Below are 26,098 nucleotides of genomic sequence, written 5' to 3' on the forward strand. Positions count from 1 at the left end.
ACATCGTCATCTGGGTTGGCGATGTTTTTATTTACTCTTCATTTCTTTTATATACTGCTTTTCCTCTTCTGGCGATAAACGTTCCGTCGCCTTGCCAGTATCTCCACCTTGAAGGCTCCATAAAAAGTTATGCTCCTCAACAGTTTGAGAAAAATCTCCTTTTTCCCATCTATTTATAATAGAAAATAACTTCATTTTATATTGAAAACCTGTACTATTTTCAATATCTCTTTTTACATTAGAAATTTCCTTTTTTGTCATCTCTACAAATCCCCATTTTTCAGAGGATTTTACCTTTTGGTGCACCATTTTATGCATGGTAGAAATAATTTCACCTTCACTAATTTGCGGGGCTTCTTCTGCAGCTTTTTTCTCTTTTTCGTTTGCCGCTCGCTCGGTTTGAATATTTGTATTTTCTTTTTCCACATATGCAAGCAATTTCTTTCCGCCAACTATAGAAGAGATGATTACCATAATGGTAATACATATACCTACAATCCATTTAAAAAGCATTAGCTCTTCATCGCTTCCCTAACAATATGACTATCTACATATTGCTTAAACTTCACGATTTTTCCATCTTCAAGCTGCCATACATGAACAAATTCTGCTTCAAATGATTTTCCTGTTTCTTTATAAACTCCAGAATACATACCTTCTGCAATAATTACATCTTTTCCGTCTACCTCATGATATGTATTTACACTTGCTTTATAATCATCCCAGTCTGATCCTAAACGGCTAAATACATTTTCCATTATAGCTTCTACGCCTTTATATGTTCCGCCGTATGGGAAACCTTCTGCCTCTGTCCATTCCACTTTTTCAGAGAAGGCTTCTGCTAAATGCTTTGCATTCGAAGAAGCTGATCCTTCATACGTGCTTTGAATAATTTCTAAATTTGATTTAGGCATATTACTTCCTCCCGTTTATTTATTTTTACACAAGACGTAACCAATGTAGTTACACCTTGTGTAAAAAAATATTTAAATTGTTTCATTCGTAATTCATTAGTTGTAATCATTATAGTTACAATAATTCTTCAAGTCAACAATTTATAAATAAAATTTACTTCGTTTTCATTACTTTCTCTTTTAAGAAACGATCTACATATCCTTCTGCTTTTACTACGAATAAATACGCACCCATTGATAATAATGCAAGATCTAATTCATATCCTGGATTCTTTCCATCTCCTAATAAACCTGCTGCTCCATTTACCTTTACGATAGCTCCAGCTAAAATAAGAGCGAATAACAATCCTACATATCGTACACCTAAACCGATAATTAATAATATACCACCAACTAATTCTACAGTTGCTACGCCGTATGCAAGGCCACCTGGTAAACCGATGCTTGTAAACCATCCTGCTACATTATCGATACCTGATTGAAACTTTGCTAAACCGTGTGCAAAGAACGTAACTCCTAACACGATACGAATAATTAAATTCCCAATATATTGATTCATTTTGAACTCTCCTTTTTGTTTTGTTATGGTGAACTTTTATTTACAAGTCAAAACAATACGGTATTTTATTTCATTCGTCAAATACTTTTTTAAAGAAAACAAAAAACATTATCCGTTTTACGGATAATGTTTTCCTACAAAATAGCGCTAATTCAAGCTTTTATTCTATCGCATAGAAAAAGTTGAAACATTTTTCCAGCGCCAATATAAGGCAGTAAAGACACGTCCTCTTCCACAACCATTCCCACAACATTCACTTTCTCATCTACAGGTAAATCATGTGTAGCAACTTGCATCTCCCCTGCATATCTACCGTACAATTCATTATCAATTGTAATGCTGCCTTTCTTTCTTACAATTGTATGCATCGGCTGTAAAACCACTCTATTTCCTTCCCTTGATTCTACAGATCGAATAACATCACGAGCCGGATCTAGTCTATTTGTATGCACTTGCTCCACCACTTTTAATACTTCTTTATCAGTTATAAATGATTTGTAACGCAATGGAATAATCCCTCTACTTGCACTAGCTACTTCTTGCATACTTTCCAAACTCGCGCTTATATCTCCAATCAACACTTTATCAACACCACAATCTTGAACAAGTTCTACGTACGCTTCAAGCGGGCGCATATTGCGATGTTTTTCTAACGTTGGTAACCCTTCATATAACGGACCACGTTTTTCACCATCTCCTGGAATAAATGCCATTGTCTTTATTCCGCACTTCTGTAAATATTGATTTTGTTTTTGTAAGAAGGACTTTGCTAGTCCTGTCTCTGGGCGCGGGTAAAAATTATGCCATGCTTCTACATTCTCTACTCTTATATGTTCTGTAAGTAATTCTTTCCAAAATGACTTTGTAATCGTACTCGCATTTAAAGCTACTTTCATCTTATGAGATACGCTTGCAATTTCTTTTGGCGCAATGCCGTAATCCATTCTTAAACCGGTAATACCCCAGTCCAATAGCTCTTCCACATTTTCATATGTTAGCCCTAAATGGTGTAACGATTTTGGAGAAACATCAACCATTAGCTCCATTTCATGTGCAAAAGCTTGTTTCCCTAATATTTGAATTAACTCTTTATACGTATTTGGATCATCTTCTGGAATGTGCAGTGATGTAAAAATAGATGTAAACCCATGTTCCTTCGCTACTTTTAGCCACTCTTCTTGTTTCTCTACTCGTTCTTTTGAAAGATAAATGGAAACTCCGATCATATAAATCTCCCTCTCTATTAATAGAAAAAGAGAAAGGAATCCCTTTCTCTATATGTTTTCTGCCATTTCTTCTTTAAATCCGAAGAAGTACGTAAAGATAAATCCGAAAGCATATGCAATTACTAAACCTAAGAAATATAGTAAATATTTATTGTCAGCAATTAACGGAATTAAAGATAGCCCTGATACGCCAATTCCAAGAGAAGCTGTTTGCATAACTGCTTGGAATGCACCACCGACAGCCGCTCCTAAACAAGCAGTAATAAACGGTTTCCCAAGTGGTAATGTAACCCCGTATAATAGCGGCTCACCAATTCCTAAAAAGCCAACTGGCAATCCACCTTTAATTACATTTCGAAGTCGTTTGTTTTTTGTTTTCACATAAATCGCAATTGCTGCGCCCACTTGGCCAGCACCAGCCATTGCGAGTACTGGTAATAAAGGTGTTACGTGTGTTTGATTAATAAATTCCATATGAATTGGTGTTAAACCGTGATGCAATCCGACCATAACGAGAGGTAAAAATGTTCCCGCAAGTACTGCGCCAGCAAATGCTCCGCCAATATTTAAAATCGCATTAATTCCGCTCGTAATACCATCTGATAAGAAACCTGCTAATGGCTGAATGGCTAACATTGTTACAATACTTACAACTAATACAGTAATGAGTGGTGTCACGATAATATCAACTGCATTCGGCACTGCTTTTCGAACTTGTCTTTCCACTACAACCATAAGCCATGCTGCAAAAATAACTGCGAACAATCCGCCACGTCCGGGCACTAATGCTTCACCAAACAATTTTACGTTTGCCATCGCTGGGTTGAAAATTAAAATGCCAGCAATTGCCCCAAGAACCGGTGTCCCGCCGAACTCTTTCGCTGTATTCCAACCGACTAAAATTCCTAAGAATGTAAAGATACCGCCGCCAATGAGTAGTAACATTTGTAACCACGTTGCATTTGGATCAGCACCAGCGTTTTTCGCAAAGTTAGCAACCCCGTTTATAATTCCTGACGCAACAAGTCCTGGAATTAACGGAATGAAAATACTTCCTATTTTTCGTAAAAAGTTTTTCACCGGTGTATTATTTTTCTTCTTAATCTCTGATTTCATCTCTTGCCCAATATCTTCAAGGTGATGATCTGCTACCTCACCAATTCGTAGTCCTGTTAAGCCTTCCATTTCAGCTGCTACTTTATTTACTGTTCCTGGACCAACGACAACTTGAAGCGTCTCATCTTCTATAACACCCATAACGCCTTCAACTTTTTTTAAAAGGTCCATATTTACTTTACTTTCATCATGAAGCGTTAATCGTAGTCTCGTCATACAATGAGCAATACTACGAATATTTTTTATTCCTCCAAGTTGCTCCGAAATTTCCTTGGCCATTCTCTCTTCTTTCTTCATAATAGAATCCCCCTCCCTATTATTTTATAGTGCTTTCTTCACAAACCCTTTAGCGTATTTTAGTTTCTCCAGTGCTTCCCCATATTCACACTGCAACAACACCATAACAATGGCAGCTTTTACGTTACGTTCTGCCTTTTCATAATACTCTGCCGCTACTTCATAACTAGCGCCTGTTGCTTCCACAATAATTCGTTTTGACCGTTCTACTAACTTTTCATTTGTGGATTGAACATCTACCATTAAGTTTTTATATACTTTTCCTACACCAATCATCGAAGCTGTTGAAATCATATTCAACACTAATTTTTGTGCTGTACCAGCTTTTAAACGCGTTGATCCTGTTAATATTTCTGCACCTGTCTCTACTTCCACATTTAACTTTGCATATTTACTTATTTCAGCATTTTTATTACAAGAAATACTCGCTGTACTCGCTCCTACACTCTGTGCGTATTTCAAGCCGCCAATTACGTAAGGAGTTCTGCCACTTGCAGCAATTCCAATCACTGTATCTTTCTCATTTAATCCAATACTTTTTAAATCTTCTTCTGCTAACTCTTCGCGATCTTCGGCACCTTCCACCGCTTTAGTAAACGCTTTCAATCCACCTGCTATAAATCCTTGCACCATTTTATCATCCGTGCCAAATGTCGGCGGACATTCCACTGCATCTAGAATACCTAAACGACCACTCGTACCAGCACCAATGTAAATTAAACGTCCCTCTTCTTCAAAAGATTTAATAACAGTCTGTACAACCTTTTCAATTTGTTCTATCTCTTTTTCAACTGCTAACGCAACAGTTCGATCTTCTTCATTCATACTTTGCAACACTTCTTTTATGCTCATCTCATCCAAATTCATTGTTTTCTCATTACGATGTTCTGTCGATAAATTTTCTAACATATTGCCACCCTCTTTGAAATTATATTTCACACTTTTATTATAACTTTAAGAAACTAAAAATCAATATCCCTTTCTTATTTTATGAAATAAAATTTCACAACATGACATATTTGTGTCAAAGATAATAAAAAAGATGAGTCTCCTCATCTTTTCTTCTACTTTAACTTCCGTAACCGCAACGCTTCTTCTCGCGTCTCCATAAATTGATCCAATACTTTATTACCAATTCGGTTGAAAGTAATCACATATAAAGCATCAATCATATTCAGTTGCGTCATTCTCGACGCAATACTTGCAATACGATGATCTTGTTCTACATCTGGCATACAAAGACGAATGTCCGCTTCTTTATATAAGGGGGATGATTGATCTAGCTTCGTAATTCCAATAACAGTTGCACCTTGTCTCTTTGCATACTGCGCCATTTCAAGCACATCTCTCGTTCGACCAGATGTTGAAATCGCAACAAATATATCGCCTTCTTTTAAATTCGTCACAAGCGGCAACATCATATGAAAATCAGATAGCATCATCGCTGTAAATCCAAGCCGTGTAAATTTATACGCCCCATCCATTGCTGGCGTAGCTGATCCACCTACGCCGTAAAATATAATTTTACCCGCATTGACAATACGATCTGCAGCTTTCTCAAGTTCCTTCTTATCTATCGCAGTAACGCTCGCCTCAATTGCAGCTTTATTCACATAAGTGACTTTATTAAACAAATCGTACGGTCCATCTTCCGTATTCATCACTGAAAAATCGTTAATATTATAATCAGCAATCGTTAATTCACGAACGAGTGCTATCTTAAATGCTTTAAAACTTCCGATCCCAATCGACTTACAAAAACGAACGACACTCGCCTCACTTGCGCCTGCATTCGTTGACACTTCTTTCGTCGTTAAGTTCGGAACAATCTCTGCATTCTCCATTATGTACATGGCAACCTTCTTTTCAGCTGGTGAAAATTGATCCATATTACTTTCAATTTTAAATAGTAATGTTGAAGCTTTCACTATTTAACCTCCACTTCTTACGGTTGCGTTCACTTATTTTCTCTTGCTTCAAGAAGGTAAAAACCATCATCGCCAGGAGGATGAAACACATTTACAATGCGATTCCCTTTTTGATAAACAGTTCTTTCTCCTTCTGTCCACTTCTCTTTCCAACCGTTCATCCAAATCGCAACATCAGGTAAAAAAGCAGTATATTTCAGCTTCTGACCGTACTCACCATCTGCTTCTTCCGAAAAAATAGAAACCGGAAAATCTTTCACTTTTGATTCTTTCCATGCAGTAAATGGTATACATACTGCAATAAGTACGATTACACCGATAACCTTCTCCTTCGTAATCTTCACACTTCCCTCTCCTTGTCATATCACATACATAGATTTTACCATAATTACAAACCCTTCATGCTATATGACCATTGCTTTTTGGAATAAAAAAAGAGCTTACCTACATCAGATAAGCCCTTCCTCTCTATACAAAATATTTCTTCAAAAGTGGCGGTGTAATAATCGTCGTCAATATAACCACAATAACAATCGCTGTGAAATTTTCTTTCGCTAATAAATTCGCCGTAAGTCCATTTGCTGCGATGATAAGTGCTACTTCACCACGTGATACCATCCCCGCGCCAATACTAATAGAAGATTGGAGATTAAAACCTGTCAATCTCGCTCCTAACCCTGATCCAATTAACTTTGTGAAAATCGCAATGAGGGTCATAATAATAATGAACCAAAGCTGGCTTCCAATGCCTTGAAATGTAATTTCCATTCCGATACTTACGAAGAATACTGGAACAAATATTGCATAAGCAATCGGTTCAATTTTATGTTCCACTTCATGCTTATACTCTGTTTGAGAAATAGCAATTCCTGCTGCAAATGCTCCAATAATGCCTGCAATTCCCATCATTTCACTGTAATAAGAAAAAGAGAAGCAAATAATAAGAGCCGCGCTAATTAACGCTTCTGTTACACGAAGCGGGACAAGCATTTTCATAATCCAAGGAACGACTTTCCAAGCAATAAAAACAATACTTACAAAGAAAATAATTTTCTTTGCAATGACAAGTGTTATATTTACATCTTGTGTTCCTAAAAAACTCATTACAAATGCCAATAAAATAACGACAATGACATCATCAAATACGGCAGCACCTAAAATTGTTGTACTTTCTCTCGTATTCATTTTTCCTAAATCACGTAGCGTCTGCACCGTAATACTAACCGATGTTGCGCAAAGTAATAATCCTAAAAAAATGGCATGGGACTGCATTAATCCAAACAGCAATCCTGTTACATAACCACCGATGAAAGGAAAAATAATTCCACCAGCCGCTACTGCAAATGACGATTTCAAATTCCGATTTAACTCTTCTAAATCTGTTTCAAGTCCCGCCATAAACATAAGTAACAAAACACCAATCTCACTCAGTTCATCAATTAGTTCAGAACTATTAATAATACCGAGTACAGCTGGACCGATAATAATACCGACAATTAACTTACCAAGTACAGAAGGCTGACCAAGTCTCACGCTAATGTCACCAGCTAATTTCGTACAAAGTAAAATGACGACAAGTTCAAAATAAAATAACATAGCATCTGCTCCTACTTTAACTTTAATCAGTGGGTCGTTAACCCCCGTTCATTTCTGCAAGTAGTTTCCCCTATTGATCCGAATTTTATTTTTCATATTTTTATTTGACAAAATATTCTGAATTATATTAAGATTAATCCAGCAATTTTAAAAAACTACATACCATAACTGTACCTCCATTTCCTTACATACTCTTTTTTAATGGGCTCATACTATAGTCGCAGTTATGGAAATGAAAAAACGGGGGGAGAGTCCAAAGTGAAGTCATTATTACGAAAAAAAGCGCTTAGTACTGAATCACCAAAGCAGCTAGATAGAACATTAACTGCACTCGATTTAACGTTTTTAGGGATCGGCGCCGTAATTGGGACAGGGATCTTTGTATTAACAGGTATTGTTGCAGCAAAACATTCTGGTCCTGGTATTATGCTATCATTCCTTATTGCTGCATTTACTTGTGCTTGTGTAGCCTTTTGTTATGCTGAATTTGCTTCTTCTATTCCTGTCTCAGGAAGTGTGTATACTTACGCATACATGACAGTCGGAGAAGTCGTCGCCTTCATCGTCGGATGGTGTTTAATGCTCGAATATTTACTTGCCGTTGCAGCAGTAGCTGTCGGTTGGTCTGGTTATTTGCAATCATTACTACAAGGGTTCAATATACACCTACCCGCCATAATCGCCTCGGCCCCCGGCGTAGGAAAAGGTGGTCTCATCGATTTACCAGCTGTCTGCATTTTACTTCTTATTACTGGTCTTTTAAGTTTTGGTATACGTGAAAGTGCACGCATTAATAATATTATGGTTCTTATTAAACTAGCTGTTATCATTGCCTTTATCGTAGCAGGCGCAAAATATGTAAAACCTGAAAACTGGACACCGTTCATTCCATTCGGATACGACGGTATTATTACCGGAGCTGCCACTGTATTCTTCGCCTTTTTAGGTTTTGATGCAATCGCAACCGCTGCAGAAGAAACGAAAAAACCGCAGCGTGACTTACCAATTGGTATTATCGGTTCTCTTCTTATTTGTACTGTTTTATATATGATCGTATCTTTCGTTTTAACAGGTATGGTTCCTTATACGCAATTAGACGTTTCTGATCCAGTTGCATTTGCATTGCATTTCGTTGGTGAGGATGCAATTGCAGGACTACTCGCTGTTGGAGCGATGACTGGAATGACAACCGTTCTCTTAGTCGTTATGTATGGACAAGTTCGAGTTTCGTATGCGATGAGCCGTGACGGTCTACTTCCAAAAGCGTTAGCACGTGTAAATAAAAGAGTAAAAATCCCTTTATTAAATACGTGGATTACTGGCGTTATTGCCGCTTTATTAGCAGGACTTTTAGATTTACATTTGCTAGCAAATTTAGTAAACATCGGTACGTTAACAGCCTTTACATTCGTTTGCTGCGCGGTACTTATTTTACGAAAAACACATCCTGATTTAAAACGTGGATTCCGTACACCTTTCGTACCTGTATTACCAGTTGTCGCGATTCTTTGCTGTTTATATTTGATGGCTAATTTATCTAAAACGACATGGATTAGCTTTATAGCTTGGCTTATAGTCGGTTTATGCTTCTATTTCTTCTACTCTAGAAAGCATAGCCATTTAGCTACCGAAAAAACGAATGATGAACAGAAAAAAGCATAACAAAATAGCTCGCCGTTTTAGCGGCGAGCTATCTTTCTGTACAATTATATTTTTTCGTTAACGATTGTAAAATGAAAAATATGCCGATGCAAGCTGTAAACCACGCCCAATTTCCTATTGGTGTAGAATATTTAAAAACGCCAATACCTACAAGCACTATGAAAATGATTACTTGATATATGAGCTTCCACTTTTGCATATATTCCCTCCTTTACTTCGTTCCCTTCTTTTTATTCTTCCAGGCATTCAAACTATCAAAGAAAAAGTTAATAAATAACGTTCCTAGTCCTGCTAATAAGAAAGTCATTAAAAATAAAACCCAAATACTTTTCTCTTTTAAGAAATAATATCCTACAAGGAGCACAACCGCGATCCATACATATTCAAGAATTCTTTTTAGCTTTTTCTGTTCCAAATTATTCGCTCCTTCTTTCTATGCTACTTTTAGTATAACAAAAAAGAAGCCTATCATGATAAGCTTCTTTTCTTCTCTCTTATTTGTTCATACTTTTTTCAACGAGTGAAATCGCATATTCTAATGTACGATTCATCGTTTCTACCTGTGCATCTTTTACCTTCGCATCTTTTAATACAGCTTCTGCAACTGTAATTTTTTGTTGCAATGATTTCACTGAACCATCTGTTACATTTACAGCTTGCGCTTTCTTCACTACTGCTTTTGCAGATTCAATATTGATCTGTAATTTTTCTTTCGGTGTTTTTGGTTGTTCTTCTGCCACTTTTGATTGTACGAATGTTACATTAGCTGTTTTTAATTCGTTATATGTTTGAATAATTTGTTCCCCAGTACTTCCTACATTTTCAAATGCTTGCTTAGCAGTGTTATAGCTTTTTTCTAGTTCTTGAAATGCTTCCTTTGAATATTGACCTGGCTTACCACCAAACTCATACGTACCATCTAACACTTCCTTTACTTTTCCTAGCTCCTCATATAATGCGTTGACTTGCTCTAACTTCGTACGGTTAGAAAATTCATTGTACGCTGCTAATACTTCTGAAGAACTTAACGCTTTACTATATAATTTTGCAAGCGCGATTTGACCGTTTAATGGAATGCCGCCATTTCCATTGCTATCAGGATCCGCTCCAAATGCAAATGGTACGTTCGGGTTATAAACTTTCCCTTGAGCTAACTGACTATTTACTTTTTTACCATCTACGTAAATTGCCACTTCGCTTCCGTTATATGTTCCTGTTAAATGATACGTTTTGTTCGCTTCCAATTGAACGCCAACACGTTTGTAGCTACCGCCAATGTGAGCCCATAATTCAACATATCCACTTCCTGTAGACTCAAAACCAATTCCGCCGCTCTCTGTATTTTGCAAAATACCTTGTCCGCGAATTTCATTCATTGAAAACACAGTTTCTAACGTAAACGTATTTGCTATTTTCTCTTTTTGTGCTGCTGAAAATGGAATATATCCAAATGTATTAGCTTTTCCATTTAACTTCATAACATTCTTTTTCAATGCTTTATCATATTCAATAGTCACATTACCCTTCAATTCACCTTTTGTACCAAATGGTGAATTGTCTTTAAATGTACCATCTGAGAAATTCACATCAAAAATATCAGCCTTTGGTACTTTCACATTCGGATCAATGTTATCTTTTTTCGTAGTAATTTCTGCCGTTAACGGTTGCACACTTTCATTACCAAATGAATCAATCGCGACTACTTCAAACGTATATGTTCTCCCGCCATCTAATCCTGCAAGTGTAAATGTCAGTTCTTTCGGCACTGGGTCACGATAAAACTCTGAAAATGCTAGTAATTTATTTTTTATTTCTCCAGTTTGCTTATCTCTAGCTTGTACGCGATAAGAATGAACAAGAAGGTTGTCCAATGCTTACATGAATGTTACTGTTGCTGCATTTTCTGTTACATTCGATACTGATAACTTTGCATCTTTTGCAAAAGATGGCTTTTCTTTATCACGATCTTCTACATGTGTAAAAGTTTCTTTCTTTGATGGCAACTGAATTTTCCATGGCTCGCCTGTCCAAGAATTCGTATGGAAATCGCGTCGATTAATCGTTACTTCTTTATCGTCTACTTCTACTAATAAACCTTGGCTTAATGCACGCGATTCTGAAGGAATATTCCCTTGCACTTTGCCACCCTCTACCTCCATATAGCTTACAGAAGAGGTACCAACAGATGTAAAGTCCTTTTGATGAATCGATCTTGGATCGTCTAATGGATAATGTGAATGACCTGAAAACGTAATGACTTGTGGATATTCTTTTAATACTGCATTAATTTTTGCACTATCCTTTGTTCCCCATTCTTGGCTACCGTACACTGTATCTTTAATATGTTGATGTAAAAATACAAAAATCGGTTTTTCTGGATCATCTTTTTGCGCCTTTGCCATTTCTTCTTTTAACCAATTAATTTGTTTGTCCGAATAATACCCATGTGTCGTTTCATTTTCTGGAGACATTACGATAAAATGATACCCTTTTACCACTTTATGATAATAAATTGATTCCATTCCTGTTTTTTCTAAGAAACGCTTCTGTGCTCCCTCTACTGATAAACCGTTCCAATAATCATGATTACCTAGAGAATTCATTCGTACCGCATCTTTATTTGCATTGTCATTATACACTTGCATGAAACGATCATATTGCTGCACAGACCCTGAATCAGTAAAATCACCTACAATAACAAAAGCATCTTGCTTTGGTGCGATTGAATTAAATTGCTCAATTGCTCGTTTCCAGCGAAACATATCATCTGTTCCACTATTTTTAATATGAACATCACTTACAACGGGGAAAACTATTTTCTTCTCACTTGGTGCCTTTTCTTGCTTTTTCTCTTCCGCTTTGACTGATGTACTCCACGGAAATGATACAAATGCTAATACAAAAACCATCAATAATCCAATAAGACCTTTTACTTTTCGTAAAGCAATTCTTTCCACGTGAATCCTCCTCATAATAATTGATTCATTACAAGGGCTATTTTATCTAATACATGTTAATGTCGTTTAAATAACAAATGAACTTTATTAGATTTTTGTAAATATACAGTTAATTAGAAATTAAGTCCAACATTCCTCGTACTATTGTATACAACCACCTTTTGTCTAAAAGAGTCTGATCATTCTTTTCCTATGACTATTCACATATAATCTTTTCTATAACACTAATGATAAGTTAAGGTTTAAGCCTATTAGACAATCTTAATTTTTAATATTTCCTTCTTTTTTTAACACATCGGCCATGCTTTTACATTTAATAGTAGTAAAAGACCACTTAAAAGGAGGGGTTGTATTGAAGAATAAAAAAAATATCGGCTGTTTCGCTCCTTTATCTATTATTTGTCCAGCCCCTTGTCCACCGCCCCCTCCTCCAAATCCAAATTGCGAGCGAGTAACAAATGAATTTGCAGGGAATTTCCTTATAACTAATAACACCATTCCTTCTACCAAAGATGCATCACAATCAATGATACTGTGGCAAAGTGATGGGATACTACTTATATCAGGTACTGTTTCGGTTTACAATAGTACTAGCAGCACAGAATCAATTACAATTCAAATCGTTGGAGCCGCAACCAATATTTTCACTGTGTTTCCTGGTAATACAATATCGTACACAGGAAAAAACTTACAGTCAGTCAGTATTATCAATATAACAAGTAATCCTTCACTATATTTAGAAGGCAAGTACTGTTGCGAATTTACATGTTGCTTATAGAATACCAATTTCATTACTTTCTCAAAAAAAAGCATACCGTTCACGGTATGCTTTTTATGAGATTGGATAACGTACTGTAATACAAAACTCACCTTGATTAACAGTCGTTCCTGTCGTAGTAATTCGGACAGTAGTAAAATATCGGACAGTGAAAGTACCACTACTTTGTGGTTGTACAGTAATTGTATCAACTACTGTTGCCCCTACTAAAAAATCAACTGTAATCGGGTTGGCTCCCACATCGTATTTCACGTAACCTGAACCATATACTTCTTGCGTGATATTATTTGTATATACAATTTGAGTACCAGCACCTGTAATAGACCAGTCTGTACATACTTGGTCTTGCACAAGTGTTTTATTAGAACAACAAGACAAACTGGAACTTCTCATTCCCATTTTGAACCTCTCCTATTCTGCTATGAAAGTGGATAACGTGTTGTAATACAAAATTCTCCCTGATACGTTCCAGCAGGTGTTGCAGGTAACACAACTTGTATACTATCAAAGCGGCGATACGTAAAAGCAATACTCGTTCCTGGGTTTAATGTTTGTGTATCAATTGTACCCCCAGCAGAATCAAGTACCTCTACAGTAATTGGGCCTGGTCCAACATCATATTTAACAAAACCAGTACCAACTACGTTTTGGTTAATATTATTTGTATAGAGAACATTATCAATTGCTGTTGCAACTACAGTAGCAGACCACGGACTACACACTTTATCTTGCACATAATTTTTATCTGGACAACAAGTTAATGCTGACCCTGAGCACTCACAAGACATAGTTGTTTCCCCTCTCTCTTTTATATTCCCTATATGTGTATGTCCCTCAGAGTCTTTTGCCTGTACTATTCATCTATTTTCAAAAAATATTCAAATGACTAGATAGATTCCGTTTTATTTCTTTTCTTCATATATTTATAGACAAAGATACTAGCAACGATAAGAATAACGCCTCCTAATATCGGTAGCATATATTGCCCAACAACGTCCGCTGCTTTTTCCCAATGAGGACCTAATTTCATTCCAAAATAAACATATAAAGTCGTTAATGGGAACATTGCTACAAATGTATATATACTAAATTTCCATATGTTCATTTTCGCCATACCACACGGAACAGAAATAAGCGTTCGAACTCCTGGCACAAAGCGTCCAACAAATGCTACAACCGGTCCATATTTCTCAAAGAAATCATCTGCTTTTTGAATTTGTTCTTCTTTAATGAAGAAGTATTTCCCATATTTTATTAATAGAGGACGACCGCCGTAATAACCGAGTGCATATAACGTTAAAGGTCCTGTCGTTCCGCCGAGGGTTCCGGCTAGTACAGCAAGCCAAAAATTCATATCTCCCTCGTACACCCAATAACCAACCATGGGCAAAACTACTTCTGCTGGAATAAATTCAAACGTTAATGCTAACACAACTCCAAAATAAGAAAACTGCTTTAAAAACTCGATTATATCTAAAATAATTTGCTCCATATTTTTAACTCCTATCCTACGTTTACGTTATGCTTTTCTTGTAATTGAACTGGCGCCATTTTTACAATTCGGTTCAAAATAAATAACACAATTCCAATATCATCTAAAATACCGATAAACGGTAAGAAGTCTGGAATTAAATCGAGCGGCATCGCAACATAACCAACTAAAAACGCAATAGATAAAATTTTCTTCTTTATTGAAACCTCTTTTGAAGTGAAAAAGTCAAATAGAAATGGAACAAATCGGCGAACATGAAATACAACTCTTAATCTACTAATAAGTTTTTTCATTTTTATATCTCCTCTCTTTGTATACAAAAAGGACCCTACCAAACATGGTAAGGGTCCTAAAAAAGACAATAAGGGGCCTTTACCATTGCTGGTAAAGGTCTCACTAACAACGGAACGTTGCCAATAAAGCCGAGGGTTTCTCCCTGTAATGACGACTTTACTGTAATAAGTTACTCCCCTTTATAGACAATTTTATACACTCACATTAAAATATTTCGAAGGGCTTGTCAATATATTTTATATCTCAGGTTCTCCCGCTTACTCTTCACTAAAAAAGCAAATAAACGTATAGGAAATTTCTTACTATCTCATAATATACATAATCATTTGTAAGGAAAGGAGAGACTTCATTTGCATACCGTATGGAAAGGTGCACTCTCACTTGGATTATTAAATATAGGAATTAAACTATATAGTGCTGTAGAAGAAAACGATATAAAATTTTTAAGTCTCCATAAAGAATGCTTAACACCTATTAAATATAAAAAATTTGCTCCCGATTGCACGGATGAAGAAATCGATGATACAGATATTGTAAAAGCCTATGAATACGCACCTCATAAATACATTATTATAGATGAAAAAGAATTGGCTGAATTACAAAAAGCTCACGAACCACGCTCCATTCGTATTATATCTTTTGTCCAAAATAACGAAATCGATTCTGTTCTTTATGACCGTTCTTATTTTATAGGCCCTACCCCAGGACATGAAAAATCATATTTATTATTAAAAGAGGCTCTTGAACGTACAAATAAACTTGGGCTTATTCATATTTCTATTAGAAAAAAACAACATTTAGCTATTATCCGTAACTTTGAAGATGGGCTTATGTTACAAACTATTCACTATCCTAATGAAATTCGCGATATAACAAATACACCTAACTTACCAAGTAATGAAAATTATCCTATTCAAAAACAAGAACTCACAGCAGCAATTAATTTAATCCACCACCTTACAAATCCTTTTGAACAAGAAATGTATACAGATGAGTATAAAGAAGCACTTACCGAACTAATCGAAAACAAAATTGAACAACAGGAAAAAACCGAAACAATCTCTCCAACTCCAAACATCATCAATATTATGGAGACATTACAGGCAAGTATTGAACAAGCGAAAATAAAAAGAGAAAATAAAACAGAAAAAGAGGCCAAATAAAATTGGCCTCTTTTTTCTTTAAAGCGGATTACATTTTGGTATCTCAAGTCCAGATGATTGCGCTAATTTTAATAAGTAATAACATTCTTCTCTTGCCATATGATCCGCCATTCTAGCAGATAATGTACTTAATATTTCATTCGATAACTCTAGCTCTTCAACTTCATGGAGAAAATGTGAAAATAATTTTAACTCAAGTGAAACATCTTTTGTAAACTTCTTTAATGCAGGAAAATGATGAAGCTCTGTCCGTAAATACCCTGTCATCTCAACTGCCTTTAAGTAAAATTTTTCAAAGTGCTTCGTGAATTCTTCACTTTTCTCTTTTAATCTTTTTTCAACAAGATCTAGTCCACCAGAAATAGATCCTGCATGACCAGCCGCATCTGTTAACCAAACGAGGTGATAATGTAATTCATGAAAAACAGGCGGAACTTCTCCTTTCTTTAAAAATTCTAACACTGTTATATACTCTTCTACTTCGTTTACCATATGATTGATGAAAGTTGGCGTAAAATGAATAGTGATTTTTCCCTCGAGTTGTTTCTGTATAATACTTAATTTAAACATTCTTATTTCCTTTGCGGCTCGTTCTGCCTCTTTTGAAAATGTAATGAGATTCACATTATGTACTTTATTTAAAAGATTCGTAAATGTTTCAAGAAAATAAGCGGCCTTCTTTATATCCTCTTTTTCCTTCGGAGCTAATGCATCAAGTAAAAATTGCGAATGATCAGTAAGCACCTTTAGCCAAAATTGATGCTCAAACAACGCACTTTCTTCATAATTTCTCTCCACTAAATCCCCTCCTTTTATTCGGCCTTCTCTATCACTTGAAGTTTGTATCCATCTGGGTCTTGTACTACAATACTCTTCTCACTTTTGTTTTCCGTATATAAAATTTCATAAAACGCTAGCTTCTTTTTTAACTTCTCTATGTTAGAAATCGAAAATGTTAAACCATCGCATGAATTCGTAACACTCTTCTCTCTTCCTCCTAACATGCGATTCATAACAAAACTAATTCTCGTTGAATCGGCATCATACCAAACACCTGTAATATCTAATTGTGGTCTTTCTGAACTAGGTGTTATTCCTAAAATTCCTTCGTAAAAATACAGAGTTTCCTTTAAGTTCTTTACTTCTAACACAATTAAATTTTTTACATTCTCCACATTCATTCCCCCTGCACTTATTACTTTTTTATATGTGTCATAAAGGCCTATTATGTCTGAATACAATACGTAGTAATGAACATTTAAGGAGGTTTATTCGTGAATAAATATATGAGATCATTCGTGCCCTATCATAGTCCTCTCGATCCTTGTCCTCCTATCGGAAAAAAATATTATTCTACTCCTCCTAATTTATTTTTAGGCTTTCAACCGCCAAACTTACCGCAATTCACGCCAAAAGAAGCACTACAAAAAGGGACTTTATGGCCTGTTTTTTATGACTATTATGAAAATCCTTATAAAAAAGGGCGGTGACTACTGACGTGACTCAATCGCTACCAGAAGAATACTATCAGCTTTTACTGGAGCTTCAAGAACTGGACTTTGTACTAGTTGAACTCACTCTTTATTTAGATACACATCCAGATGACACCGCTGCGATTAATCAATTTAATGATTTTTCCTATAAACGGAGAGTATTAAAACAAAAGATGGAAGAAAAATACGGACCACTCCAACAGTTTGGAAACAGCTATTCTAATGCCCCTTGGGAATGGAGCAAAGGTCCTTGGCCATGGCAAATATAAAGGAGAGAAACTATGTGGATTTATGAAAAGAAATTACAATACCCAGTTAAAGTGGGAACTTGCAATCCAGCACTTGCAAAATTATTAATTGAGCAATACGGCGGTGCAGATGGCGAGTTAGCTGCTGCACTACGTTACTTAAATCAACGTTATACAATTCCTGATAAAGTCATTGGCCTTCTTACTGATATTGGCACAGAAGAATTTGCTCACCTTGAAATGATTGCTACGATGGTTTATAAGCTGACGAAAGATGCGACTCCTGAACAGATGAAGGCAGCTGGTCTTGACCCTCATTACGTCGACCATGACAGCGCTCTTCATTACCATAACGCTGCTGGTGTTCCATTTACTGCAACCTATATACAGGCTAAAGGTGATCCAATTGCCGATCTATACGAGGATATTGCAGCTGAAGAAAAAGCACGCGCAACATATCAATGGCTCATTAACTTATCAGATGATCCAGATATAAATGACAGCCTACGCTTTTTACGCGAACGAGAAATTGTCCATTCACAACGTTTCCGAGAAGCAGTTGAAATTTTAAAAGAAGAACGTGATAAAAAAATATTTTTTTAAAACATGTATCCTAGCGGTATGTGTTTTTTTATGTTAAAAGTTAAATCCTTCCTATTAAACATATAAATAGTATATTTATTCGATTTAATGCATTATTTTTTAATATTTTCAAAATTCCCTATTGCTTTCTAATCATCAGACCTTTAAAATAATAACAGTTACTCGACAAATTATTTGAATTTTCGACAAAAAATACTCATTAGGAGGATTTTCTTTATATGCGTACAACTTTAAAACCAGCGCAAATACTTTCGATTAGTTTATTACTATTCGCAGTTTTCTTCGGTGCTGGTAATATGATTTTCCCGCCCCTTCTTGGTCTTTCTTCCGGAGAAAATATGTGGGTTTCCATTACAGGGTTTATTATTACAGACGTCGGTTTATCTTTACTTGCTATCGTTGCTGTTGCCCTTGCTGGTGGTAGTTTTAACACTTTAGCGAGCCGTGTTCATCCAAAATTCGCAGCAGTATTCGCTATCATTATTTATCTTTCAATCGGCCCACTATTTGTTATTCCACGAACTGGATCTGTATCTTATGAAATTGGGATTGTACCACTTTTCCCAGATCAATGGTATTCTATGTTAGTTTTTAGTGCGATTTTCTTTACAGTCGTTTACTTCTTATCATTAAATCCATCCAAGCTAGTAGATCATATCGGTAAAATATTAACGCCAATTTTACTTGTAATTATTGCAATTATGGCAACAAAAGCGATTCTTTCACCAGGAACGTTTGCAGAACCTATCGGTGACTATAAAGACATCCCGTTTTTCAAAGGATTTCTTGAAGGATTTTTAACGTTAGATGCAATTGGGGCTCTCGTACTATCAACAATTGTTGTAAATGCAATTCGTCAAAATGGTATACAAGAGAAGAAATCTATCGCAAAATATACAATCATTTGCGGAAGTATCGCTGCTCTATTCTTAACAATTGTTTACTTCTTACTCGGTTATATTGGAGCTTCAAACGGAAACTTAGGACAATTCGAAAACGGTGGGCAGCTATTAGCTACTGTTATGTATCAATTCTTTGGGACAAGCGGTAATATTTTATTAAGTATCGCCATTATCTTCGCTTGTTTAACAACGGCAATTGGTGTTGTGAGTGCATTTGCAAATTACTTCACAACAGTGCTAACAAATGTTTCATACAAAAAGCTTGTACTATACGTTTGTATCTTTAGTTTCGTTATTTCAAACTTAGGATTAAGCTTATTAATTAAAATCACATTACCTGTATTAATTATTTTGTACCCAATTACGATCATTTTAGTTTTCGTATCATTTATCGATAAATATACGAAACGTAAACCTTCTGTCTACATTGGAGCGATGATCGCAGCGTTTATTATTAGCTGTATTCATGCACTTGATAATGTGGAAATGATACCAGATTTTATCGCTAATATCGTACACACCATTCCTTTTTATAACTTAGGAATTGGCTGGATCATTCCAGCAATAATCGGTGGTATAATTGGATACTTTATTCCGCAAACAGAAGCTGCAGGTGAAGTTTCTACAAAATAAAAAAAAGAAGCAAGCATGAAATCCATGCTTGCTTCTTTTTCTCTTCACATCGTATGTTTAAAAGTAAATAAATCTTCTTTTGACTGCACAACAGATTGTTCCGCTTCTACTACGTCCTTCTTTATCTCTCCTCCTAATCTTACTTTCAACATCGCCTCTTCTATACTTTTTACAATCATATTTCCTGAAAAAATAGTAAGTCCAAAAAATGTAATCGGAACGAGAGGGATCCACGGATTCACTGTTAATGATCTAAAATAGACTCCAATTAAGCCTGACCATTCATGTGTGTATGATTCTATTTCTTCTATCGGTCCTAAAAACTGAACTGTTCCGCCAAAGAATATTTCTAGTAACCCTAAGTGCAGTAAAATAGTAAGAGTTTGCGTAAACTGCTGAAAAAATACAAGTATAAACGTCATATAGAGATGCGGGAAAATATGCTTTATAACAATATGCCTTCTCGATCCACCTAATATGCACGCAGCTTCAATAAATTCTTCGGTTCTCAACTTACGGACTTCCTTCGCAACATACAGTGCAATAACTGGCATCACAAGCATTACAAGTAATAAAACTTGAAACGAAGCCCTTTCAAAAAAGGTTGTTGTTTCCTCTCCACTCCCAAATGCATTTGCAAAGTGAAGAAAAAAGTACGCAATCATAACTGTTGGAATAACTGTAAAACTATCAAAGAAAGCCTCAATTTTTGAAAACCCTCTTTTTACATATGTTCCAAGCACAACACCAAAAAACACACCTATCACCATTCTAAGTGCCGCAATTAAAATAGATATACCAATCGTCCACTTCGCACCTTCAATGACTAAATGTAACAGGTCGTATCCTTTCCGGTCTGTCCCGAGTAAAAATTGTAATGAAGGTGAAAACGGTGGCACTTGTGGATTTTCATCTGCATCATATTGCAATGTAACTTGCCTAATGTGTCCATCATTCCATAACGTATTTCCGATGCTCAAAAGAACTAATATGAGAAGAAAACCAATACTTATCCAAAATCTTTTATCGCGTTTTATATACATCCACATATTATAATCTCTCCTTCATCGCAGTTGGAATGAAATAATGAAACAGCTTGAATAAAATAAATATCGGGATATATATAAGCAGCATACTAACGATGAAAACCTCAACTCTAATACCCTCATACGATTTCAAAAACATAAAAATACCACCCGTATTAAAAATCCATTCTATAATATATAAATTAGATAACATAAAAAAGATATTCGTTTTCGCAAAGAATAATGTACTAAGCAACACATTTCGTAAAATATGACGATTTAAAATATGAAAACGCCCCAGCCCTTTCGCCTTAGCAAATAGTACATAATCTTTTTCTAGTTCATTTTCAAAACGAATCACTACCATTTTTACAAACATAATCGTAGTCGGGATGCTCAAACACAATATTGGCAACCCTCTAATCGACTCGCCTCCAATTGACTCAATTTGAAAAGGTAAAAAACCTGTTTGTTTAAAAAACCATAAAACTAAGATTTGTGATACTAAAATAAGAAGAATATCTGGAATGGATTCTAGGAAGATAAGAAATGATTTAATTCGATGTTGTATACGCGGTGAACTACTCATAATTACATAAACAATGCAAAATGCTACAAATAATGAAATGAAAAAAGCAGCCAAAAAAATAATAATCGTTTCTTTATAATGGACGAACAACTGTGGAAATAAAAATTTACCTCTCACATATTGCAAATTGGAAATATCCATTAAGTTCACAAACACTTCTTTTAAAGTCTGTATGTACTTTGATACATCCACCTTAAATCCATAAAATAATTTCGGCAAAGCCCCTAAAATAATAATCCCCAAAATCGAAATAAGAAATTGAATCGTCACTTCCATTCCATTTAGAAAAACTTTTTTGACCACATTTTCCCTTCTCTCTATATATAATTTACCCCCTAATTTTATTCTTAATTTTCAGAATTATAAATATTTTAAAGATAAAAAATCACTAGGCTATGATCCTAGTGATTCTTTATGCGCATGCCTCTCTCTTTTCGCAAACGGCATATACAAAGTGTAACATCCAATAAGCGCAGCTATTTCTAATGAAATAATATAGTAAGGATGCGGCCCTAACATATCGAGTAATGAAGCAGTTTCTGGCTTATGAGCTAAAAACATATAATTACCGCCTGTTTTGTAATTTACAAACGAAACAATCAGAATCAATATGTTTAAAAATATCATCGTACGTTTAATAGATTGTAATGTAGGACGATACCCTTCTACCCAAGTCATAAAGAGCGGTGCCCAAATGAGCAATACATGTGCGATGAAATATTCAATGAAACGAAAATGTGGAAAAGTATACTGCAAGTTCGGCGTTAAAATGGCTTGTGATGCACCAATAATTCCTGTAAAAAATACAATCTCATATATGCGGTAACTTTTCGTTACAATCATAATCGACGCTAATAATAAACTAATCGTACATAACTCAAACGGTAATGAAGTAGCTAGCTCAAAAATCCCCGCTTTCCACTCCCACATATAGAGCCCAATTTCACTACCTATAAATAAAAATGCAATCGCATATCGAACCGTTATATTCCACTCACTTTGACGCAATAAATCTTGGTATTGATACAGAAAAAATATCCCCACCAACATAATAAATAATATAAGGACGTGTTGTCTTGAGTATGGAATAAACGATTTTAATGGATGCGCACTAAAATAAGCTTCCATCTTCCTTCCTCCTCTCCTTCATACAATATTATTGTAAGAAAGAAACAACGAGTCAATTCATTTGCTTATACTAGGACAACCTCTACCTTACATTTACATATTCATACCTTACAAAACTGTAAGGTTATTGTAAGCTAAAACGATTTGTCAGATTCTTCACCTCTTCTATACTTAATGTAGATACTAAAACGAACGAAAAGGTGATAAATAGATGAAAAAGAAAAATAAAGTGTTAATTACTAGTGTAGTAGCAATTGGAATTGCAGCTGGATCATACTTTGCATTTGCTGGTGGTGGCGGTTCAGAAGTAGCAATGGCATATAGCGGATATAAAGTAACTGAAAAACAAATCCAAAACGCGCAAAAATTTGGTGGCGAAGTTATTCCAAACGGAATTGAAACTATTTCATTCGATCCAACAAAAGGAACATATGAATTAGCTGTAAAAAAAGGCGATGAAGTGAAAAAAGGTCAGCTTCTGTTTAAATACAATGACCCTACTGCTAAACAAGGTGTAACAGAAGCAGAAATGCAAAAGAAAATCGCACAAAAAGAAGTAACGTTGTTTCAAAAACAAATTGATGCAGCGAAACAAAAATTACAAAAAGATAAAAATGCAGGCCTTCCTTCTGAAGCATTAAAAGCATCAGAAGTTGAAGTTGGGCAATTAGAATCACAACTTGAAATGAAAAAGTTTGAAGTTGAAAAAGCTGATGAAATGATTAAAGCAGCAAAAGAAAAAGTAAACACACTTTCTGTAACAAGTCCTGCTGATGGCGTAATTGATGATATCGTGAAAACTGCTGACGAAAAAACAGGTATGAGCGGAATTACTCTTCGTCACGCTGGTCAATTCAAGGTAAAAGGTCAACTTTCTGAATATGAGCTTGCTAGTATGAAAGTTGGGCAAGAAGTAACTGTTTCCTCAAAAACTGTCGCTGGTAAGACTTGGACAGGAAAAGTAACAGAAATCGGTTCTACACCATTAAAGAGCATGGATGAAAATAAAACTGTTTCTAACTATCAATTCACTGTCACATTAGATAATAGTGACGAACTACAAAACGGCTTCCACGTATACGTAACAAGTAAATCTGGCGAAGCAACTGGTACAATTGTTCCGAAAAGCAGTATCGTGAAAAAAGGTGACAAAAATGTTGTCTTCGTTGTAAAAGACGGTAAAGCGAAAGAACAAGCAGTTACTGTTGAATTCGAGACTGATAGCGAATCAAAAGTTTCTGGAGTGAAAAAAGGAGAGGAAGTTATCTCTAAACCTGAAAAAGACTTAAAAGATGGTATGGAGGTTGTCGCCCAGTGATTAACTTAAAAGGCATCACGAAATCCTTCCAAAATGGTGCAGAATCCGTTCAAATATTACACGGAATTGACGTAACACTGAATCAAGGAGAATTCACTTCTATTATGGGACCTTCTGGTTCTGGTAAATCAACATTAATGAACATTATTGGTTGCTTAGATAAACCGACGACGGGTACGTACGAACTAGCTGGACAAAACATTTCAAACATGTCTGAAACAGAACTTGCACATGTTCGTAATAAAGAAATCGGATTCGTATTCCAAAACTTCATGTTATTACCGAGACTTACAGCACTTCAAAATGTAGAGCTACCTCTTATTTACGCTGGAGTTGATAAAAAAGAAAGACGCGAACGCTCATTAGCCGCTTTAACAAAAGTCGGTTTAGCTGATCGCGCTACTCACTTACCAAACGAATTATCCGGTGGTCAAAAGCAACGTGTCGCCGTTGCCCGCGCAATCGTAAATAACCCAAAATTCATTTTAGCCGATGAACCGACGGGAGCACTTGATACGAAAACAAGTACACAAATTATGGACCTCTTTTACGAATTAAATAAACAAGGCTCAACAATCATTATGATTACCCATGACCGTGAAATCGGGGAAGCTGCAGCACGTCAAATTGTAATTCGTGACGGAAATGTCGTCCAAGATTGGAGAGGTTAATTTTGAATACGAGTGAAAATATACGCATGGCCCTTTCCTCTATCTTTGCTCATAAAATGCGTTCCATCTTAACGATGCTAGGTATTATTATCGGTATTAGTGCCATTATTACTATCATTTCAATGGGTGATGGTACAAACGCAAAGTTTAAAAAAGAATTAGGCCAAGGAAAAGATAACGAAGTAACGATTTACTACAACAATCCTGATTACGGAACAGATAGTGCCAAAATCACACCTGATATGCTAAACCGTCTGCAAACTGTACCAGGCGTTAAAGATGTATATCCAGACGTAAGTATGAAAGTAAAAGCATCTGCTGGTTCAAAAGATGTAAATCTTGATTTAAAAGGTGGAACAGGCGCCTTTATGAAAGATTCGAAAATAAAATTAGTTCACGGTCGTGAATTAAATGACAGTGAACTAAACCAAGCAATCCCTGCTGTTATATTAAATGAAGAAGCTTTCAACAAATTATTTAGTGGTTGGGAATCAAACCAATACACAGATATAAAAGGAAAGCCTTATAAAATAGTCGGTGTATACGAAACGAAAAACGACTTTGGAATGCCTATGCCTGAAGGTTATACATCACTTGAAAATGCACCTGTAATTTCAGGAGTAAATGAGTATGACTCCGTAAGATTAACAATGACCTCTCCGACAGAACGTAAAAGTGTAGAAAAACAAGCCGTTTCTGTCTTAAACGAACTGAAAGCTCCTAAATTTGAGCACAAATTCGAAGCACAAGACTTAGGTGAATTTACGAAACAACTAGACGAATCAATCGGTATGATGAAAATGGTATTCGGTGGTATTGCTGCTATCTCCTTACTTGTTGGTGGTATCGGTGTAATGAACATCATGCTCGTATCTGTAACAGAACGTACACGTGAGATTGGTATTCGTAAAGCTCTTGGTGCAACACGTGGTAAAGTATTAACACAATTCTTAATCGAATCTTGTATTTTAACAGGACTTGGTGGTTTCATCGGATTCATGCTCGGTATTTTCTTCGCTTGGATCGTCTCAATCTTTGCTGGATGGCCACTCGTTGTCTCAAAAGAACTTGGACTTCTTGCAGTAGGTATTTCAATGCTGATCGGTATTGCATTCGGACTACTACCAGCTAACAAAGCTGCAAAACTTGATCCAATTGAATGTTTACGATATGAATAAACAAAAACGTAGGAGTTTACACTCCTGCGTTTTTTATTTACCTATTAAATCGAGTTTCTTCTATTATATAAGTTTCACGTTACAACTATCATTCTATTACTCTTCATTATTTATAGGTACTAAGGCTATTATCTAATCCTATTATTGCAAAAATACTATGTAACAGACGAAAATCAAGGCGTAATTTTTTCCATACATCGACTGATTTTGTAACAATTATATCGATATTTTATTAAATTTCACCTCGTTTATATGTTTTCACACCTAAAAACATTATCATTTCATAACTAATTTTTCATTCAAACAGTAAAATACATCATTCTTGTAA

At 35.6% G+C, this 26,098-nt stretch carries 31 protein-coding genes and 1 pseudogene; 10 read left to right on the forward strand and 22 right to left on the reverse strand.

Annotated elements, in window-relative coordinates; genetic code table 11:
* Window positions 1–27: 27 nt before the first annotated feature.
* The 9 genes from N2V92_RS03260 to N2V92_RS03300 all read right to left on the reverse strand — a co-directional run bounded on the left by N2V92_RS03260 (window position 28) and on the right by N2V92_RS03300 (window position 7,636).
* A complete protein-coding gene (locus N2V92_RS03260) occupies window positions 28–513 on the reverse strand; it encodes a PRK06770 family protein (protein ID WP_000897996.1) in 486 nt (161 codons plus the stop codon).
* Window positions 513–914 (reverse strand): nuclear transport factor 2 family protein, encoded by a 402-nt coding sequence (locus tag N2V92_RS03265; protein WP_001126695.1) that lies wholly within the window; start codon window positions 912–914, stop codon window positions 513–515. Before N2V92_RS03265 ends, N2V92_RS03260 begins: the two co-directional genes overlap by 1 nt.
* 154 nt (window positions 915–1,068) lie before the next feature.
* Window positions 1,069–1,473 carry a DoxX family protein gene (locus tag N2V92_RS03270; protein ID WP_001077751.1) on the reverse strand — a complete coding sequence of 135 codons (405 nt, stop codon included), beginning with the start codon at window positions 1,471–1,473 and terminating at the stop codon, window positions 1,069–1,071.
* Between the two features lie 152 nt (window positions 1,474–1,625).
* Window positions 1,626–2,699 (reverse strand): DUF871 domain-containing protein, encoded by a 1,074-nt coding sequence (locus N2V92_RS03275; RefSeq protein WP_016078084.1) that lies wholly within the window; start codon window positions 2,697–2,699, stop codon window positions 1,626–1,628.
* Between the two features lie 48 nt (window positions 2,700–2,747).
* Complete coding sequence (locus N2V92_RS03280; protein WP_000711293.1) at window positions 2,748–4,112, reverse strand: PTS transporter subunit EIIC; 1,365 nt, start codon at window positions 4,110–4,112, stop codon at window positions 2,748–2,750.
* Between the two features lie 24 nt (window positions 4,113–4,136).
* On the reverse strand, window positions 4,137–5,021 hold the full coding sequence (gene murQ, locus N2V92_RS03285; RefSeq protein ID WP_000892345.1) for an N-acetylmuramic acid 6-phosphate etherase: 885 nt from the start codon (window positions 5,019–5,021) through the stop codon (window positions 4,137–4,139).
* A gap of 155 nt (window positions 5,022–5,176) precedes the next feature.
* A complete protein-coding gene (locus tag N2V92_RS03290; RefSeq protein ID WP_000648168.1) occupies window positions 5,177–6,040 on the reverse strand; it encodes a MurR/RpiR family transcriptional regulator in 864 nt (287 codons plus the stop codon).
* A gap of 29 nt (window positions 6,041–6,069) precedes the next feature.
* Window positions 6,070–6,384: a hypothetical protein gene (locus N2V92_RS03295; RefSeq protein WP_000704960.1), complete on the reverse strand. Its 315-nt coding sequence runs from the start codon at window positions 6,382–6,384 to the stop codon at window positions 6,070–6,072.
* A 124-nt stretch (window positions 6,385–6,508) separates the two neighbouring features.
* Window positions 6,509–7,636: a cation:proton antiporter gene (locus N2V92_RS03300; RefSeq protein ID WP_000899807.1), complete on the reverse strand. Its 1,128-nt coding sequence runs from the start codon at window positions 7,634–7,636 to the stop codon at window positions 6,509–6,511.
* Between the two features lie 201 nt (window positions 7,637–7,837).
* Here N2V92_RS03300 and N2V92_RS03305 point away from each other — a divergent pair, with 201 nt between their 5' ends.
* Window positions 7,838–9,298 carry an amino acid permease gene (locus N2V92_RS03305; protein WP_003276830.1) on the forward strand — a complete coding sequence of 487 codons (1,461 nt, stop codon included), beginning with the start codon at window positions 7,838–7,840 and terminating at the stop codon, window positions 9,296–9,298.
* Window positions 9,299–9,326: 28 nt separating this feature from the next.
* Here N2V92_RS03305 and N2V92_RS03310 read toward each other — a convergent pair whose 3' ends face one another.
* From N2V92_RS03310 to N2V92_RS03325, 4 genes and pseudogenes are all read right to left on the reverse strand, one after another.
* Entirely contained in the window at window positions 9,327–9,497 is a 171-nt protein-coding gene (locus N2V92_RS03310) for a hypothetical protein (protein WP_001174833.1), read from the reverse strand.
* 12 nt (window positions 9,498–9,509) lie between these two features.
* Entirely contained in the window at window positions 9,510–9,713 is a 204-nt protein-coding gene (locus N2V92_RS03315) for a hypothetical protein (RefSeq protein WP_000435797.1), read from the reverse strand.
* Window positions 9,714–9,792: 79 nt separating this feature from the next.
* Window positions 9,793–12,255, reverse strand: a pseudogene (locus tag N2V92_RS03320) (LamG-like jellyroll fold domain-containing protein).
* 261 nt (window positions 12,256–12,516) lie between these two features.
* Window positions 12,517–12,765 carry a hypothetical protein gene (locus N2V92_RS03325; protein ID WP_003276823.1) on the reverse strand — a complete coding sequence of 83 codons (249 nt, stop codon included), beginning with the start codon at window positions 12,763–12,765 and terminating at the stop codon, window positions 12,517–12,519.
* On the opposite strand from N2V92_RS03325, the gene N2V92_RS03330 reads away from it, so the two are divergent.
* On the forward strand, window positions 12,653–13,033 hold the full coding sequence (locus N2V92_RS03330; RefSeq protein WP_229172956.1) for an S-Ena type endospore appendage: 381 nt from the start codon (window positions 12,653–12,655) through the stop codon (window positions 13,031–13,033). The two genes, N2V92_RS03325 and N2V92_RS03330, sit on opposite strands and share 113 nt — an antisense overlap.
* A gap of 54 nt (window positions 13,034–13,087) precedes the next feature.
* Here N2V92_RS03330 and N2V92_RS03335 read toward each other — a convergent pair whose 3' ends face one another.
* The 4 genes from N2V92_RS03335 to N2V92_RS03350 all read right to left on the reverse strand — a co-directional run bounded on the left by N2V92_RS03335 (window position 13,088) and on the right by N2V92_RS03350 (window position 14,818).
* A complete protein-coding gene (locus N2V92_RS03335) occupies window positions 13,088–13,432 on the reverse strand; it encodes a DUF3992 domain-containing protein (RefSeq protein WP_000525819.1) in 345 nt (114 codons plus the stop codon).
* A gap of 20 nt (window positions 13,433–13,452) precedes the next feature.
* The gene (locus N2V92_RS03340; RefSeq protein ID WP_001277542.1) at window positions 13,453–13,821 is read right to left on the reverse strand and encodes a DUF3992 domain-containing protein; all 369 of its coding nucleotides are present in this window, start codon (window positions 13,819–13,821) and stop codon (window positions 13,453–13,455) included.
* A 98-nt stretch (window positions 13,822–13,919) separates the two neighbouring features.
* On the reverse strand, window positions 13,920–14,525 hold the full coding sequence (locus N2V92_RS03345; protein ID WP_000435017.1) for a DedA family protein: 606 nt from the start codon (window positions 14,523–14,525) through the stop codon (window positions 13,920–13,922).
* A gap of 11 nt (window positions 14,526–14,536) precedes the next feature.
* Complete coding sequence (locus N2V92_RS03350; RefSeq protein ID WP_000733844.1) at window positions 14,537–14,818, reverse strand: YkvA family protein; 282 nt, start codon at window positions 14,816–14,818, stop codon at window positions 14,537–14,539.
* A gap of 351 nt (window positions 14,819–15,169) precedes the next feature.
* Here N2V92_RS03350 and ku point away from each other — a divergent pair, with 351 nt between their 5' ends.
* Complete coding sequence (gene ku, locus N2V92_RS03355; RefSeq protein ID WP_000557750.1) at window positions 15,170–15,982, forward strand: non-homologous end joining protein Ku; 813 nt, start codon at window positions 15,170–15,172, stop codon at window positions 15,980–15,982.
* Between the two features lie 18 nt (window positions 15,983–16,000).
* On the opposite strand, the gene N2V92_RS03360 is transcribed toward ku, so the two are convergent.
* Together N2V92_RS03360 and N2V92_RS03365 are read right to left on the reverse strand one after the other, a co-directional pair.
* Window positions 16,001–16,780 (reverse strand): DUF2935 domain-containing protein, encoded by a 780-nt coding sequence (locus N2V92_RS03360; RefSeq protein ID WP_000440984.1) that lies wholly within the window; start codon window positions 16,778–16,780, stop codon window positions 16,001–16,003.
* Window positions 16,781–16,794: 14 nt separating this feature from the next.
* Window positions 16,795–17,163, reverse strand: a complete 369-nt coding sequence (locus N2V92_RS03365; protein WP_003276813.1) for a VOC family protein — start codon at window positions 17,161–17,163, stop codon at window positions 16,795–16,797.
* Window positions 17,164–17,256: 93 nt separating this feature from the next.
* Here N2V92_RS03365 and N2V92_RS03370 point away from each other — a divergent pair, with 93 nt between their 5' ends.
* The 4 genes from N2V92_RS03370 (at window position 17,257) to brnQ2 (ending at window position 19,861) form a co-directional block, all read left to right on the forward strand.
* The gene (locus N2V92_RS03370; RefSeq protein ID WP_001046257.1) at window positions 17,257–17,472 is read left to right on the forward strand and encodes a spore coat associated protein CotJA; all 216 of its coding nucleotides are present in this window, start codon (window positions 17,257–17,259) and stop codon (window positions 17,470–17,472) included.
* 8 nt (window positions 17,473–17,480) lie between these two features.
* Window positions 17,481–17,744 (forward strand): spore coat protein CotJB, encoded by a 264-nt coding sequence (locus N2V92_RS03375; RefSeq protein ID WP_000194492.1) that lies wholly within the window; start codon window positions 17,481–17,483, stop codon window positions 17,742–17,744.
* Between the two features lie 12 nt (window positions 17,745–17,756).
* Entirely contained in the window at window positions 17,757–18,326 is a 570-nt protein-coding gene (cotJC, locus tag N2V92_RS03380; protein ID WP_000265275.1) for a spore coat protein CotJC, read from the forward strand.
* Between the two features lie 218 nt (window positions 18,327–18,544).
* A complete protein-coding gene (gene brnQ2, locus N2V92_RS03385; protein WP_001260941.1) occupies window positions 18,545–19,861 on the forward strand; it encodes a branched-chain amino acid transport system II carrier protein BrnQ2 in 1,317 nt (438 codons plus the stop codon).
* 44 nt (window positions 19,862–19,905) lie between these two features.
* Here the strand turns inward: brnQ2 and N2V92_RS03390 are convergent, their stop codons facing one another.
* The 3 genes from N2V92_RS03390 to N2V92_RS03400 all read right to left on the reverse strand — a co-directional run bounded on the left by N2V92_RS03390 (window position 19,906) and on the right by N2V92_RS03400 (window position 22,603).
* Window positions 19,906–20,910 carry an ABC transporter permease gene (locus tag N2V92_RS03390; protein ID WP_000266973.1) on the reverse strand — a complete coding sequence of 335 codons (1,005 nt, stop codon included), beginning with the start codon at window positions 20,908–20,910 and terminating at the stop codon, window positions 19,906–19,908.
* A gap of 1 nt (window position 20,911) precedes the next feature.
* Window positions 20,912–21,778 (reverse strand): ABC transporter permease subunit, encoded by an 867-nt coding sequence (locus tag N2V92_RS03395; RefSeq protein ID WP_042597190.1) that lies wholly within the window; start codon window positions 21,776–21,778, stop codon window positions 20,912–20,914.
* A 90-nt stretch (window positions 21,779–21,868) separates the two neighbouring features.
* Window positions 21,869–22,603: a YwaF family protein gene (locus N2V92_RS03400; protein ID WP_000388716.1), complete on the reverse strand. Its 735-nt coding sequence runs from the start codon at window positions 22,601–22,603 to the stop codon at window positions 21,869–21,871.
* 211 nt (window positions 22,604–22,814) lie between these two features.
* Here N2V92_RS03400 and N2V92_RS03405 point away from each other — a divergent pair, with 211 nt between their 5' ends.
* The 3 genes from N2V92_RS03405 to N2V92_RS03415 are packed head-to-tail and all read left to right on the forward strand — an operon-like array spanning window position 22,815 to window position 25,770.
* Entirely contained in the window at window positions 22,815–23,921 is a 1,107-nt protein-coding gene (locus tag N2V92_RS03405; protein ID WP_000728803.1) for an efflux RND transporter periplasmic adaptor subunit, read from the forward strand.
* Complete coding sequence (locus N2V92_RS03410; RefSeq protein ID WP_000609101.1) at window positions 23,918–24,592, forward strand: ABC transporter ATP-binding protein; 675 nt, start codon at window positions 23,918–23,920, stop codon at window positions 24,590–24,592. The genes N2V92_RS03405 and N2V92_RS03410 overlap by 4 nt, the downstream gene beginning before the upstream one ends.
* A gap of 26 nt (window positions 24,593–24,618) precedes the next feature.
* Window positions 24,619–25,770 (forward strand): ABC transporter permease, encoded by a 1,152-nt coding sequence (locus tag N2V92_RS03415; protein WP_003309116.1) that lies wholly within the window; start codon window positions 24,619–24,621, stop codon window positions 25,768–25,770.
* The last annotated feature ends 328 nt before the right edge of the window (window positions 25,771–26,098 follow it).

Origin of the sequence: Bacillus sp. CH_48 (genome assembly GCF_038008465.1) — a bacterium.
Classification (GTDB): Bacteria; Bacillota; Bacilli; order Bacillales; family Bacillaceae_G; genus Bacillus_A; species Bacillus_A thuringiensis_S.